A 14,228-nucleotide genomic window follows, 5' to 3' on the forward strand; every position below is an offset into this window, starting at 1 on the left:
GACGGGTGGGCAATCGGTGCAGCATCCGGTGCGCAACGCGCGCAGCCGGCGGGGTGGAATCGCGGAACCGCTGAGCAGACTGCACAGCCGCCCGCGGGCACGGGGTTCTCACCGCGCGAGGGGAAGGTCGGTGGGGTCGCTCACCGGGAGCCGACACACGAACGACCGGCAGTCGAACGCCTGCTCCCTCGCGTCGGCCTTGCCCTCGAACAGTTCGAAGCCGGCATCCGCGAACACCCTCGCCTGTGCGGGGGCCACGATCGCGATCACGTCGGCGTCTGCCGTGCGCGCTGCAGACGCGAGCGCACCGTCCGGCGTCTCGGTGACGACGACGATCTGCCTCGAGGCATCAACGAGTCCCGCCGCCACGCGCAGCAGGCTGCCGTGTGCGAACGGCTGCGACACGGCCTGACCGGCGTGCTCGCGCACGCGTTCGGCCGCCGCCTCCCGATACCGGTCCCCCGCGCCGAGCCGCCACGCGGTGAGCGCCGCAGCGGCCACGGCTGCGGCATCCGACGGCAAATCTCCGTCGGTCTGGTCGGGCGACGCGGCGATGCCGTGCGCCGCGAGCAGAGGATCGCCATCGAGCCCCTCGATCGCCGTGTCGAGCAACTCACGTGCCTCGGCGGCCCACGCCGCCTCGCCGGTGACCACGGCCAGCGCGAACAGGCCGTCGGCGAGCAGCGCGACATCGGCGGCCGTCGCCACCGCACCCGACGCGACGCCGTCGAGCGACGCGCGCACGAGCGCTCCCGTCGAATCCCGGTTGACCCGCAGCACGAGTTCGGCGGCGTCGACCGCGGCCTGCACCCACGAGCTCTCCGCGAGCACGGCCCCTGCTCGGGCGAGGGCTGCGATGGCCAGACCGTTCCAGCCCGTGATGACCTTGCCGTCGACGGCCGGGGGCTCGAGTCCCGCCCGATCCGCGACGGGGCGCCGGTAGTACCCGCCCTCATCGCGTCGTCCGTCGATCATCGACTCCGAGTCCTGGGCGGCGCCGAACCCTCCGCTCGCTCGTCGCAGAGTGCTCACGAGGAAGTCCGCGACACCGCGGGCGGTCGGCTCGTCCCCCGCGTCGAGCGCGATGGCGAGCAGCTGGGCGTTGTCCGTCAGCATCCGCTCGTAGTGCGGCACGGTCCAGTCGCGCTGCGTCGCGTAGCGGAAGAATCCGCCGTCCTCGTCGCGCAGGGCCGACGCCGACATCGCCGCGAGGGCGCGGTCGGCGGAGGCCGCGGCATCCGGAGCCTCTCGACGCACGAGCGGCGTCTGCAGCAGACTCAGCGTCGTCGCGACGGGGAACTTCGGAGCGCCGCCGAACCCGCCGAACTGGCGATCCTCGCGCGCGGCGATCGTCTCGGCCGCCCCTGCGAGCGCCACCGCGTCCGGCAGATCGGAGGGGACGGATGCCGCTGCCCTGGCGAGTGCATCGGTCACGGCATCCGCCGATTCCTCGGCCTGCGCACGGCGCACGGTCCACGCCTCGTTCACGGCGGCGAGCACATCGCGGAAGGCGGGCATCGGCTGTCGTGCCTCCGGCGGCCAGTAGGTGCCGGCGTAGAACGTGCGGCCCCGCGGCGTCGTGAAGACCGTGAGCGGCCAGCCGAGATTCTGCGTGAACGCCGAGGCTGCGGCCATGTAGGCGCCATCGATATCCGGATGCTCCTCGCGGTCGACCTTGATCGCCACGAAGTCGCGGTTGATCGACGCCGCCGTGTCGGGGTCGGCGAACGACTCCCTCGCCATCACGTGGCACCAGTGACACGTCGAATAGCCGATCGAGATCAGCAGCGGCACGTCACGGCGCTGCGCCTCGGCGAAGGCCTCCGGCCCCCAGGGATACCAGTCGACGGGGTTGTCCGCGTGCGCGCGGAGATAAGGGCTGAGCGTGTCGGCGAGCCGGTTCGTCATACGCCCACGCTACGCCGATCAGCGCACGACGAGACGGTCAGGAGACGAGCAGCTCCGCCGGCCGCGATGCGGCGTAGCCCACGAGCGGCAGCGCGCGGTCGGCGGCGAGGGCGATGCGTGCGTGCAGGACGTCGGACGCGATCACATAGCCGTCGAAGTCGGTGTCGCTGGCGTAGACGCCGAGCGGCAGCGTCAGCGCCTGGAAGAAGGCGAACAGCGGCCGCAGCTGGTGCTCGATGATCAGAGCGTGGCGCTCGCCCCCGCCGGTCGCCGCGAGCAGCACCGGCTTGCCGACGAGCTCGTACTGGCCGACGAAGTCGAACAGATGCTTGAACAGGCCGGTGAAGGACGCGCGGTAGACGGGGCTGCCGACGATCAGCAGGTCTGCCGCCTCGATGGCCAGGAGCTTCTCCTCGACGTTCGCCGGAAGATGGTCGCGACGCAGCGCCCCGGCGAGCGACGGGCCGATGTCGGTGAGCTCGATGACCTCGATCTCGACCTCGGCGCGCTCGGCGATCGCCCCGGCGATCGCACGGACGAGGGCCGTGGTCTTGCTGGGCTCGTGCAGAGAACCGGAGACGGCGACGACGCGGTAGGGAGCTGTCATGCCGTTGACGCTACTCACGACGACGCCCCGTGTCGCGGGAAGCGACACGGGGCGTCATCTGTCGAAACGGGGCGCCTCAGTTGACGTCGTCGGGGTGCGAGCCGACGCGGCCTGAGCCGTCGAGCGGGTCGAGCGCGTCGATCTTCGCGATCTCGGCATCTGTCAGCTCGAAGCCGAACACGTCGAGGTTCTCGCGCAGTCGCTCTGCCCGCACCGACTTCGGGAAGACGATGAATCCACGCTGCAGATGCCAGCGCAGCACCGCCTGAGCGGGGGTGACATCGTGCGCCGCTGCAGCCTCGGCGATCGCCGGCGTGCCGAACAGGTCGTACTTGCCCTGGCCGAGCGGCCCCCACGACTCGATGCGGATGCCGTGCTCGGTCGCCCAATCGACCACGTCGCGCTGCTGGTAGGCCGGATGCAGCTCGATCTGGTTGACCGCAGGCGTCACGCCGGTCTCCGCCACGACACGCTCGAGGTGCGGCACGAGGAAGTTCGAGACGCCGATGCTGCGGGTGAGGCCGGCCTCGCGCAGCTCGATGAGCTTGGCGAAGGCGTGCACGTAGTCGTCCTTGGCCGGAGTGGGCCAGTGCACGAGGTAGAGGTCGACCGCGTCGAGACCGAGCTTGTCGAGGCTCTCGCCGATCGCCGCGCGCGGCTCCTCGCCGTGGTGGCGGTCGTTCCAGAGCTTCGTAGTGATGAACAGCTCGTCGCGGGCGATGCCGGATGCGGCGATGGCCGCGCCCACACCCTCTTCGTTGCCGTAGATGGCAGCCGTGTCGATGTGGCGGTAGCCGATCTCGAGCGCCTCGCTCACGGCGCGCTCGGTCTCGTCGGCCGGAACCTTGAACACCCCGTAGCCGAGCTGCGGGATGGAGTGGCCGTCGTTCAGTTCGAGTGCAGGAATCGTCATGATCCCACCCTACGACCTGTGATGACAGGCGGCCCAGGGGGAACCGCGGCCATCCTCGTCGCAGCCCAGCCGACGAGTCGTTCGAGCGGCCCTCGCCCGAACAGGATCGACCACAGCGTCGTGACGAGGAGCAGCGCGATGGCCGTCGCGGCCCAGAGTGCATTGCTCGAGAAGAAGCCACCCGGTCCTGCGATCAGCGCGACCGACACGACGTGCACGCTGTAGGCCGACAGCGGCATCGACCCCAACGCCCCCAGCGGAAGGAGCACCGCGCGCAACGGACCGCTGAGCAGCACGCACAGCGCGATGACGGAGAGGGCGAACCCGCCGGAGCCCAGAATCTCCGCCGTCCCGCCCGAGTGCGGATCGACGGCGAAGATCGCACGGATGACGGCGCCTCCGGGGTCCGCCGCCGCCAGAGCGTCCGGGTAGGTGCTCCATCCCGACGCCCCCTCTCCTTCTGTCATCCACGAGGAGGACCTGATGCCGGCGACTCCCCCGACGAGGCCGAGGCCGTATCCGACGACCATGAGCGCGACGCCGACGCCGAACGTGATGGCCGCGGTCTCGAGCTTCTCGACGTGCAGGCGCCCGAGAGCCATGCCGGCGAAGACGAACGCGAGCCACGCCGTGATCGGATACGAGCCGTAGAGCACGAGGCTGATGCCCGCTCCGGTGGGGTACAGCGTGAGCGCGGCGAGCAGTGCGAGCACGGCCGGCGCCGCGAGCGCCAGGATGCCGGCGGCGATCAGCAGCTTCCACGGCTGCCACCGGAGGAACGGGATGACAGCCACGTAGAGGAGCCCGTAGAGGGTGAGGATCACCGCGATCGGCGTGTTCAGCATCTCCAGGGCCAGACCGATCAGGAAGATCACCGCTCCGCGACCGACGAGCTGCAGGCGGATGCTCGGCATCCGCTCGGGCTCGGGCAGCGCGCTGCGCCCGGTCATCAGGGCGATCGAGACGCCGGCGAGCACGGCGAACAGGATCGACGAGCGCCCGTGCACGAGGTCGGTCCACGTCGACAGGTCGAACGGATCGAACGCCTCGGTCTCGCCGATGTGCGCGCCCGCCATGCCGAGGATCGCGAGGCCTCGGGCGATGTCGAGTCCGAGGATGCGCGGAGCCCGCCCGAACTCACGGAACCACCGCGTTGCGGGAAGGGGCTTCGACACAGTGCTCACGGATGAATCGTACGATGGGAGTTCTATGCCTTCCCCTGTGATCTTCTATCCTCCCGAGCTGCCGGTCAGCGCTGCGCGAGACGAGATCGCCGACGCCATCCGCGACAACCAGGTCGTCATCGTCGCCGGTGCCACGGGCTCGGGCAAGACGACCCAGCTGCCGAAGATCTGCCTCGACCTCGGGCGCGAGCGCATCGCGCACACGCAGCCCCGACGGCTCGCCGCCCGCACGATCGCCGAGCGGGTCGCCGAAGAGCTGCAGGTCGAGCTCGGTACCCTCGTCGGCTACAAGGTGCGCTTCACCGACAAGGTGTCGGACGAGACGCGCATCGCGCTGATGACCGACGGCATCCTGCTGAACGAGATCCACCGCGATCGTCTGCTCCGCCGCTACGACACGATCATCATCGACGAGGCCCACGAACGCTCGCTCAACGTCGACTTCCTGCTCGGCTACCTCGTGCGGATCCTGCCGGAGCGCCCCGACCTCAAGGTGATCATCACTTCGGCCACGATCGACCCGGAGAGCTTCGCCCGGCATTTCGCCACCGCTCAGGGCGAGCCCGCGCCGGTCATCGAGGTGTCGGGGCGCACCTTCCCCGTCGAGATCCGCTACCGGGCTCAGACGGAGGAGACCGAGGAATCCGACGAGGTGACCGCGATCGTCGCGGCGTTGCGCGAGCTCGACCGGGAGGAGCCCGGCGACGTCCTCGTGTTCCTGCCGGGCGAGGCCGAGATCAGAGACGCGGCGGATGCCGTGCGAGGCGCCTATTCGAAAGACCGCTCCCCCACCGAGGTGCTGCCGCTGTATGGGCGCTTGTCGGCGGCCGAGCAGCACCGGGTGTTCGAGAAGAGCCGCGTCGCCGGGGTGCGCCGTCGCGTCGTGCTCGCCACGAACGTCGCCGAGACCAGCCTCACCGTTCCCGGCATCCGCTACGTGATCGACACCGGCACCGCCCGCATCTCGCGGTACAGCAACCGCTCGAAGGTGCAGCGACTGCCGATCGAGGCGATCTCGCAGGCCTCCGCGAATCAGCGTTCCGGCCGCGCGGGCCGCACGAGCGACGGCATCGCGATCCGTCTGTACAGCGAAGAGGACTTCGACAGTCGAGCCGAGTTCACCGAACCCGAGATCCTGCGCACGTCGCTCGCCTCGGTCATCCTGCAGATGCTGTCGCTCGGCTTCGGCGACATCACCGCCTTCCCGTTCCTCACCCCTCCGGACTCCCGCGGCGTGAAGGCCGCGGTCGATCTGCTCACCGAGCTCGGCGCCGTGACCGGAAGCGGAGACACCCCACGCCTCACCCGCATCGGACGCGACATCTCGCGCATCCCGATCGACCCCCGCTTCGCCCGCATGCTCATCGAGGCGGGGCGCCCCGGCGGGGCCGACGTGACGCGCGACGTGCTCGCGATCGTCGCCGGCATGTCGATCCAGGACGTGCGCGAGCGGCCGTCGCAGGAGGCGCCGCAGAGCGTGCGGGACGAGGCAGACCGCATGCACGCGCGGTTCGCCGACCCGACGAGCGACTTCCTCTCGATCCTCAACCTCTGGAACCACCTCAGGGAGCAGCAGCGCGAGCTCGGCTCGAGCGCGTTCCGTCGCCTCTGCCGCTCCGAGCACCTGAACTACGTCCGGGTGCGCGAATGGTTCGACGTGCACCGCCAGCTGCGGTCGCTCGTGAAGGAGAAGGACTCAGGACGCTCCGGCAGCGCGGATCCGGAGGCGATCCATCGCGCCCTGCTCGCGGGTCTGCTGTCGCAGATCGGCATCCTCGACGAGCGCAACACGGGCAAGGGCCTGGATCCCAAGAAGAAGAGGATGGCGGAGTACCGAGGTGCCCGCGGCATCCGCTTCTCGATCTTCCCCGGCTCGGCGCTGCGCAAGAAGGCCCCGCAGGCGGTCATGGCCGCCGAGATCGTCGAGACCTCGCGCACCTACGCACGCACCGTCGCCGCGATCGATCCGGCGTGGGCCGAAGCACTCGCCGGTGATCTCGCGAAGCGCCAGGTCACCGAGCCGCACTGGTCGAAGGATGCGGGTGCCGCGGTCGCCTACGAGAAGGTGACGCTGTTCGGGGTCGAGATCATCCCCCGCCGCCGCGTGCAGTTCGCGCGCATCGACCGCGCCGCCTCGCGCGAGATGTTCGTGCGGCACGCCCTGGTCGAGGGCGAATGGGACCCGACGCGCATCGACAAGCGGGTCAGCGCGTTCTGGCGCAGCAACGCCGAGCTGCGCAAGCGCCTCGAGAAGCTCGAGGAGCGCGAGCGCCGCCGCGACATCCTCGCCGGCGACGAGGCCGTCTTCCGCTTCTACGACGAGCGGATCCCGGCAGACGTCTTCGACGTGCGCTCGTTCGAGAAGTGGTGGCGCGAGACGCTGGCCGCCACACCGAAGCTGCTCGTGATGCGCGAGGCCGACCTGCTCGACGACGACAGCAGGGCCGATCAGAGCGAGTTCCCCACGAGGTGGACGCAGGGCGACCAGGTGCTCGGACTCGCCTACCGCTTCGAGCCGGGAGCCGCCGATGACGGCGTCAGCGTCGTGATCCCGCTCCCCCTGCTCGCGCAGATCGAGGACAGGGGCTTCGACTGGCAGGTGCCCGGCCTCCGCGCCGAGCTCGTCACCGGTCTGCTCCGCGCACTGCCCAAAGCCATCAGGAGGCACGTGGTGCCTGCGGCCGACTGGGCAGACAAGTTCGGGTCAGAACTGGCCGGAGACGGCCCCGAGTCGCACGGCGGTCTCCCGAATCGCACGCTCAAGGAGGCCCTCGCCCGCCTCATCCAGCCCCTCGCCAATCAGCTCGTCTCTGCGACGGAGTTCGAGGACGACCGGGTGCCGGCGCACCTGCGCATGAACTTCCGCGCCGTCGACGAACGCGGACGCGTGGTCGGATCGAACCGAGACCTGAGCACGCTGCAGGCGGAGCTCGCCGACCGCGCCCGCAGCAGCGTCGCCCGGTCGATCGCGGCGCCACCGCGTCAGCCGGGGCCCGCGAAGGGCCCCCGCCCCGCGGCCGCCGCCACCTCGATCGAGAAGGACGGCCTCACGACGTGGACCTTCGGCGAACTGCCAGAGGTGCTCGACACGCGCGTCGCCGGCGGTGTCGTCCGCGGCTATCCGGCGATCGTCGACCAGGGCAAGACCGTCTCGGTGCGCGTGGAATCGACAGCGGAGGCCGCGGTCACGGCCACTCGCGCCGGCGTGCTGCGACTCGTGCTGCTCGGCGTGCCCTCACCCTCGTCGTACGTGCAGCAGCACCTCACCAGCCAGGAGAAGCTCGCACTCGCCGCGTCGCCGTATCAGTCGGCGGCGGCCCTCATCGAGGACTGCCGTGCTGCCGTGGTGCAGAACCTCATCGACAGGGCGGCCCCTGGCGGCATCGTGCGCACCCAGGTCGAGTTCGAGCGCGTGCGCGACGCCGTCTCGGCATCCCTCGTCGACGAGCTCTTCGCCTGCGTCTCCCTCGTCGCCCGCATCCTGACGAAGACCCGCGACGTCGAGCGCGGCATCCGGTCGCAGAACTCGCTCGCTCTGCTCGGGCCGCTCAACGACATCCGGACGCAGCTCTCCGGACTCCTGCACCCGGGGTTCGTCGCGGCGAGCGGCGTGGAGCGCCTCGCGCACTTCCCCCGGTACCTCGAAGGCATGCTCGATCGTCTGAAGACCCTGGCGAACGAGCCTGGCAAGGACCGCACCCGCATGAGCGAGTTCGAGCGCATGGCGAAGGCGTTCGAGGATGCCGGAGGGACGATCCCGGTCGCACCCGGCGCTCCCCCTGCGATCGTCGAGACGCGCTGGCTGCTCGAGGAGTATCGCGTGAGCGTGTTCGCGCAGCGGCTCGGCACGGCCCAGCCCGTCTCGCCGCAGCGCATCATGAAGGTGCTGGCATCGCGGGGGTAGCCTGAGGGCATGGCTCGCGCGATCGTCTACACAGAGTTCGGTTCCCCTGATGTGCTGCACCTGATCGAGATCCCCGATCCGATCGCACTCAGCGGCGAAGCGGTGGTGCGCATCGAGGCGGCAGGGGCGAACCCGATCGACGCCAAGCTGCGCAGCGCGAAACGGCCCTCGCCGCCGATCACCGAACCGCGCGCCGTCGGCTTCGACGGCGCCGGGGTGATCGAGTCGCTCGGCGACGACGTCGACGGATTCGCCGTGGGCGACCGCGTGGCGATCCGCGACACCGTCGGCACCTACTCGAGCCTGCTCGCCGTGCCCGTCGAGAAGCTCGTGGCTCTGCCCGATGCGGTCACCTCAGCCGAGGGCGCCGGCATCGGCATCCCCGCCGGCACCGCCTACCAGGCGCTCCGCTCGCTCGGCGTCGCAGACGGCGATGTGCTGCTGGTGCACGGCGGCTCCGGCTCGGTCGGGCAGGCAGCCGTGCAGTTCGCCGTCGCCTGGGGCGCCACCGTGATCGCCACCGCCAGCCCCGCGCGACACGATCAGCTGCGCGAACTCGGCGCCACGCCGGTGGCCTACGGTGACGGACTGCTCGAGCGCGTGCGCGAGGCTGCGCCGGACGGCGTGACCGTGGCTCTCGACTGCGCAGGCACCGATGAGGCCATCGAGGTCTCGCTCGAGCTCGTCACCGACCGCGACCGCGTCGCGACGATCGTGCGCGGACCGGATGCCGCATCCTTCGGCATCCGCGCCTTCTCCGGCGGCTCCCCCACGCCGCTCACCGAGCAGGAGCTCGCCTGGCGGGCCGAGGCGCTGGGCGCGACCGTCGAGCTGCTCGCCAGCGGAGACTTCGTCATCGAGCTCGGCCCCGAGCTGCCGCTCGCCGAAGCGGCGCAGGCTCATGAGCTCATGGAGTCCGGCGCCGCCTCGGGCAAGATCGTCCTGATCCCGTAGCGAGTCCTGCCGCTCAGGCGACCCGCTCCTCGCTCTGCGCCGCGCTCGCCTCATCGCGGAGCCGGGCCCCCTCCCGGAGCGCCGGCACGAGCTCAGCACCCCAGTCGCGCACGTCGCCGAGCGGATCGAATCCGCGGATGAGGAAGCGCGTCACCCCCAGGTCGTAGTACTTCAGCAGCGCCTCGGCCACCTGCTCGGGCGTGCCGACCGGTGCCGTGGAGTTGCCGGCCGGGCCGGTGAGCCTGGTGATGCCGAGCCACAGCCGCTCGTCGTGCACGTCGCCACGCCGAGCGGCCTGCTGCAGACGGTCGGCGGACACCGGAACCGGCTCGTGCTGCGCCGGACGCGCGAACGTGAGCGGGTTGCCCGAGGCGTGGCTCGCGATCACGGCCTCTGTCTCGGCATAGATGCGCTCCGCCTTCTCCCAGGCCTCGGCCTCGGTGGCTCCGATGATCGGTCTCGTCGAGAGGCTGAACTCGACCGTTCGCCCCTCCTTCGCCGCCGCAGCGCGGATCGTGCGGATGTGCTCGGCGACGTCTGCGAGAGGTTCGCCGAAGAGCATGTAGACATCGGCGCCGCGGGCGCCCACCTCGACAGCGCCTTCCGAGAGCCCGCCGAAGAACACCGGGATCCCCGCGTCCGTCGCAGGCTTCACCGCCGAGAACGCGCCCTCGACCCGATAGAAGTCGCCGTGATAGTCGAACGGCTCGTCGGATGCGAGCGTCCGTCGGAGCACGTCGATGAACTCGCCCGTGCGCCGGTAGCGGTCGGACTTGTCGCTGAAGTCGCCGTCCCTGCGCTGATCGGCCTCGCTGCCTCCGCTGATGTGGTGGATCGCGACCCTTCCCCCACCCGTGAGGTGATCGAGGGTGGCGAGCTTGCGGGCGACGACCGTCGGGGCGACGAATCCGGGCCGGTGCGCGATGAGCACCTTCAGCCTCCCGGTCGAGTGCAGCGCCGCCGAGGCGACCGCGAACCCGTCCGGAGAGCTGGCGCTGTACCCGATCAGGACGCGGTCGAACCCCGCCTCCTCGTGGGCTCGGGAGAACTCCCGCACGTAGGCTGCGTCGACGGCGGGTCCGTCGACGGCCTTCGACTCCGATCCGGCGGTCGTGGCGATCATTCCGAGCAGTTCGATGGGCATGTGCTTCAGCTCCTGACGGGGGGCGGGCGACGGGCGGTTCGCCCGAGGCGCGTGGATGAGGGGGACGGAGTCGATGAGCAGCCGGGTGTACGGATGCTCGGGACGGGAGATCACACGACGCGTGGGTCCGTCTTCGACGATGCGTCCGTGGTCGAGCACGATCAGCCGGTCGCTCATCGCGGCGAGCGATCCGATGTCGTGCGAGATCACCAGCATCGCGAGCTCGGATCCGCGCGCGTCGCGCAGCGCGATGAGCGCCTGAACGACCCGGTCGCGGCTCGCCGCATCGAGTGCGCTGACCGGCTCGTCGAGCAGCAGCAGCCGCGGCTCGACGACCAGTGCGCGGGCGATCGCCGCACGCTGGCGCTGCCCGCCGGAGAGGCCCGCGGGCAGGCGCGCGATGAGCTCCTCGTCGAGACCGACCGCGGCGAGGGCAGCCGCGCGGCGGCGTGCGGCATCGGCTGCGGGGACGCCCGCGATGCGAAGCCCCTCGACGATCGAGTCGGCGACGCGGACACCGGGATCCAGGGACCGCAGCGGATCCTGGAACACGTACTGCACGGCACCGCCGCGCCGCCAGGCCCGCAACGCGCCGCCACGGAGACGCGTGACGTCGCGACCGTCCACGACGAGGCGCGACCCCGCAGAGGGGTCGACCGCACGCAGCACGGCCTTGGCGAGCGTCGTCTTGCCCGAGCCGGATTCACCGACCACGCCGACGACCTCGCCTGGCCGCACGGTGAGCGAGATGCGATCGAGCACACGCACGCGTCCGTAGTCGACCGTGAGGTCTTCGAGTTCGAGGATGGGAACGGTCATGCGAGGAACCTCTCGAGTCCGTACGCGGCGTGCGCGCTGAGCAGCTCCCGCGTGTAGGCGTGGGCCGGGGCTCGCAGAACCCGCGATGTCGCGCCGGCCTCGACGACGTGCCCGTCGCGGAAGACCTGCACGCGCTCGCACACCTGGGCCACGACGGCGAGATCATGAGAGACCAGGATGAGCGCGAGGTCGCGCTCCCTGCGCAGGCGGCTGAGGAGCTCGAGCAGCTCCGCCTGCACCGTGACGTCGAGTGCCGTCGTCGCCTCGTCCGCGATCAGCACCGCGGGGTCGGCGGCGAGCGCCATCGCGATGAGGACCCGCTGCAGCATCCCACCCGACAGCTGTGCGACGCGCTGACGCAGCACCAGGTCGACGCGGCGGATGCCGAGGTCGTCGAGCAACTCGCGCGCTCGTTCCCTGGCCTGACGACGCCCCAGCGAGGCAGTGACCCTCAGGGTCTCCTCGAGCTGGGCGCCGACGGGGATCGCGGGGTTCAGATACGAGGCCGGATCCTGGAAGACCGCACCGATGTGCGTGCCGCGCACCCGCCGCCATGCGCGTTCATCCGCACCGGTGAGATCGACCCCGTCGACGTGCACCGTTCCGCCGGTGACCTCGAGGCCCGCGGGCAGGATGCCGAGCAGGGCGCGGCACGTGAGGGTCTTGCCGCTTCCCGACTCGCCGACGATGCCCAGCGCCTCACCCGGACGAACCGATGCCGTGACACCGTGCACGAGTTCCGTGCCGTCCGAGGCGGTGATCACGAGATCCGTGACTGCGGCCGTGGCCGGACGCGCGAGGGAGGCCTCGTCGAAGGAGGGATGCAGGGGCGTCCCGTGCACCACGGCCGCGGTGCGCTGCACCGTGCCGCGTGCCTCGATGATCGACCGGGTGTCAGACATGGGCGACCGCCTTCCGCTTCGCCGGCGTGACCGCCGGAGATCCGAGCACGTCCCGCGCCGCGTCGGCGACCACGTTGAGAGCGCCGACCGTGACGATGATCGCGAGCGCCGGGGCGAGCGGCCCCCACGGCCGCTGACCGAGGTATCCGAGGTCGCTCGACAGCATCCCTCCCCAGGTCGGTGCCGGCGGCTGCACCCCGATGCCGAGGAAGGTGAGCGAGGCGACGGCGAGAAGCGCGCCGCCCAGCGCCGAGACCGACGCCACGACCAGGTTGGGCGCGACCTGCCGCCACACATGCCGCCGCAGGATCCACCACGCCGAGGCACCCAGGTACCCGGCCGCGTCGATGTACTGGGAATCGCGCACCCGCAGGGTGGCGGCGCGCGCGATGCGGAAGAAACCGGGGGCGACCAGGATGCCGATCGCGAGCGTGGCCTGGACGAGCCCGTTGCCCAGCAGCGCCGCGAACACGATCGCGAACAGGATGAACGGCAGCGCGAGGAGCGCATCGACGATGCGCAGCGAGAACCACTCGGCGAACTTCGGCACGAACGCGCTCAGGGCTCCGGGCACCGCTCCGAGCACGAGACCGATGAGCGCGGCGGCGATGGCGCTGAGCAGAGACGCAGGCGCCCCGGCGAACAGCCGTGAGAGCACATCCCTGCCGACGTAGTCCGTGCCGAGCAGGTGCCCCAGGCTCGGCTCCTGCAGTGCCGCCGACGCGTTCTGCGCGAGCGGATCCTGCGGTGCGAGGGCGGGCCCGGCCACGGCGAGCAGCGCCACGCCGACCAGCACGAGGAGTGCGATCCTGACGCTCCAGCCGGTGCGCCACAACCTGACGACGACCGGCGATGCGATGACGCTCATGCGGCACTCCTCTCGGTTCCGCCCGTGCGGGAGATCACGATGTTCAGGACGGCCCCGACGATCACGATCATCGCGATGGTCACCAGGAGCACGCCCTGCACGACAGGCACGTCCCCCTGCAGGGCGGCGCGGTTGGCGAGCTGCCCGAGTCCTGGCATCCCGAAGATCACCTCGGTGATGACCGCCCCGCCGACCAGGCGCGGTGCGTGCACGCCGAGAGTGGAGAGGGCCGGCCCCGAGGCGATGGGCAGCGCGTGACGGAACACGATGCGCGCGGGGCCGAGCCCGTGCACCCTCGCCCCGATGATGAAGTTCTCCCCGAGGGTGCCGACGAGCGAGGTGCGCAGCTGCCTGGCGATGTCGGCTCCGGCATCCAGGCTGAGCGCGATCGACGGCAGCACGAGGCAGACCAGCCACGCTCCCACATCCTTCTCCGGCGGGGTGTACCCGGCGACCGGGAAGATCGGGATCGCGTAGGAGAAGAGCAGGATCAGCGCGATCGCCGCGACGAAGGCGGGAACCGTGGCGGCGATCGTGCTGAAGCCGGTCACCACCCGATCGATCGCTCCTCCGCGGGTCACCGCGGCGAGCACACCGCCGGCGAACCCGAAGACGAGGGCGAACAGGGTCGCCCCCGCCGCGATCGACAGGCTCACCGGAAAGGCCTGAGCGATGCTGTCGGCGACCGGGATGGTCGTGAACCACGAGGTGCCGAGATCGCCTGTGACGGCGCCCGAGATCCAGTCGACGTATCTCACGAGGAACGGACGGTCGAGTCCGAACTGGTGATTCAGTCGGTCGACGTCGGCCTGCGTGGCGACCTCGCCGAGGGCCACGGCTGCGGGATCGGAACCGCTCGCAGCCCCGAGTGCGAAGGTCGCGAAGGTGGCGAGGAGGAAGACGGTGACCGCCGTGACGAGGGTCGCGAGGATCACCCGCAGCGCCGGCCAGGCGCTCGGCGCTGCGGCCCCGTCATCGCGCTCGGGGGGTGCGAGCTTCTCGGCGGTCGCTGTCGACATGGTCGG

General features: G+C 70.8%; 10 protein-coding genes. 2 read left to right on the plus strand and 8 right to left on the minus strand.

What is annotated here, in order from left to right; all coding sequences use genetic code 11:
• Positions 1-108 precede the first annotated feature (108 nt).
• From ACZ0AA_RS07550 to ACZ0AA_RS07565, 4 genes are all read right to left on the minus strand, one after another.
• Complete coding sequence (locus ACZ0AA_RS07550) at positions 109-1,908, minus strand: thioredoxin domain-containing protein (RefSeq protein ID WP_400865251.1); 1,800 nt, start codon at positions 1,906-1,908, stop codon at positions 109-111.
• Between the two features lie 37 nt (positions 1,909-1,945).
• On the minus strand, positions 1,946-2,515 hold the full coding sequence (gene msuE, locus ACZ0AA_RS07555; RefSeq protein WP_400865254.1) for an FMN reductase: 570 nt from the start codon (positions 2,513-2,515) through the stop codon (positions 1,946-1,948).
• 76 nt (positions 2,516-2,591) lie between these two features.
• A complete protein-coding gene (locus tag ACZ0AA_RS07560) occupies positions 2,592-3,428 on the minus strand; it encodes an aldo/keto reductase (protein ID WP_400865257.1) in 837 nt (278 codons plus the stop codon).
• Entirely contained in the window at positions 3,425-4,612 is a 1,188-nt protein-coding gene (locus ACZ0AA_RS07565) for a heparan-alpha-glucosaminide N-acetyltransferase domain-containing protein (RefSeq protein WP_400865260.1), read from the minus strand. The genes ACZ0AA_RS07560 and ACZ0AA_RS07565 overlap by 4 nt, the downstream gene beginning before the upstream one ends.
• Positions 4,613-4,637: 25 nt before the next feature.
• On the opposite strand from ACZ0AA_RS07565, the gene hrpA reads away from it, so the two are divergent.
• Positions 4,638-8,516 (plus strand): ATP-dependent RNA helicase HrpA, encoded by a 3,879-nt coding sequence (gene hrpA, locus ACZ0AA_RS07570; RefSeq protein WP_400865262.1) that lies wholly within the window; start codon positions 4,638-4,640, stop codon positions 8,514-8,516.
• Between the two features lie 9 nt (positions 8,517-8,525).
• Positions 8,526-9,470 carry a quinone oxidoreductase family protein gene (locus ACZ0AA_RS07575; protein ID WP_400865264.1) on the plus strand — a complete coding sequence of 315 codons (945 nt, stop codon included), beginning with the start codon at positions 8,526-8,528 and terminating at the stop codon, positions 9,468-9,470.
• A gap of 13 nt (positions 9,471-9,483) precedes the next feature.
• Here the strand turns inward: ACZ0AA_RS07575 and ACZ0AA_RS07580 are convergent, their stop codons facing one another.
• Genes ACZ0AA_RS07580 through ACZ0AA_RS07595 form a run of 4 tightly spaced genes read right to left on the minus strand, consistent with a single transcriptional unit; the run spans position 9,484 to position 14,222 of the window.
• Entirely contained in the window at positions 9,484-11,433 is a 1,950-nt protein-coding gene (locus ACZ0AA_RS07580) for an LLM class flavin-dependent oxidoreductase (protein WP_463512567.1), read from the minus strand.
• Positions 11,430-12,335, minus strand: coding sequence for an ATP-binding cassette domain-containing protein (locus ACZ0AA_RS07585; RefSeq protein ID WP_463512568.1), 906 nt, complete (start codon positions 12,333-12,335; stop codon positions 11,430-11,432). Before ACZ0AA_RS07585 ends, ACZ0AA_RS07580 begins: the two co-directional genes overlap by 4 nt.
• Entirely contained in the window at positions 12,328-13,203 is an 876-nt protein-coding gene (locus tag ACZ0AA_RS07590) for an ABC transporter permease (RefSeq protein ID WP_400865272.1), read from the minus strand. The genes ACZ0AA_RS07585 and ACZ0AA_RS07590 overlap by 8 nt, the downstream gene beginning before the upstream one ends.
• Positions 13,200-14,222 carry an ABC transporter permease gene (locus ACZ0AA_RS07595; protein ID WP_463512569.1) on the minus strand — a complete coding sequence of 341 codons (1,023 nt, stop codon included), beginning with the start codon at positions 14,220-14,222 and terminating at the stop codon, positions 13,200-13,202. The genes ACZ0AA_RS07590 and ACZ0AA_RS07595 overlap by 4 nt, the downstream gene beginning before the upstream one ends.
• Between the last annotated feature and the right edge of the window lie 6 nt (positions 14,223-14,228).

This window comes from Microbacterium sp. AC035, assembly GCF_979258485.1.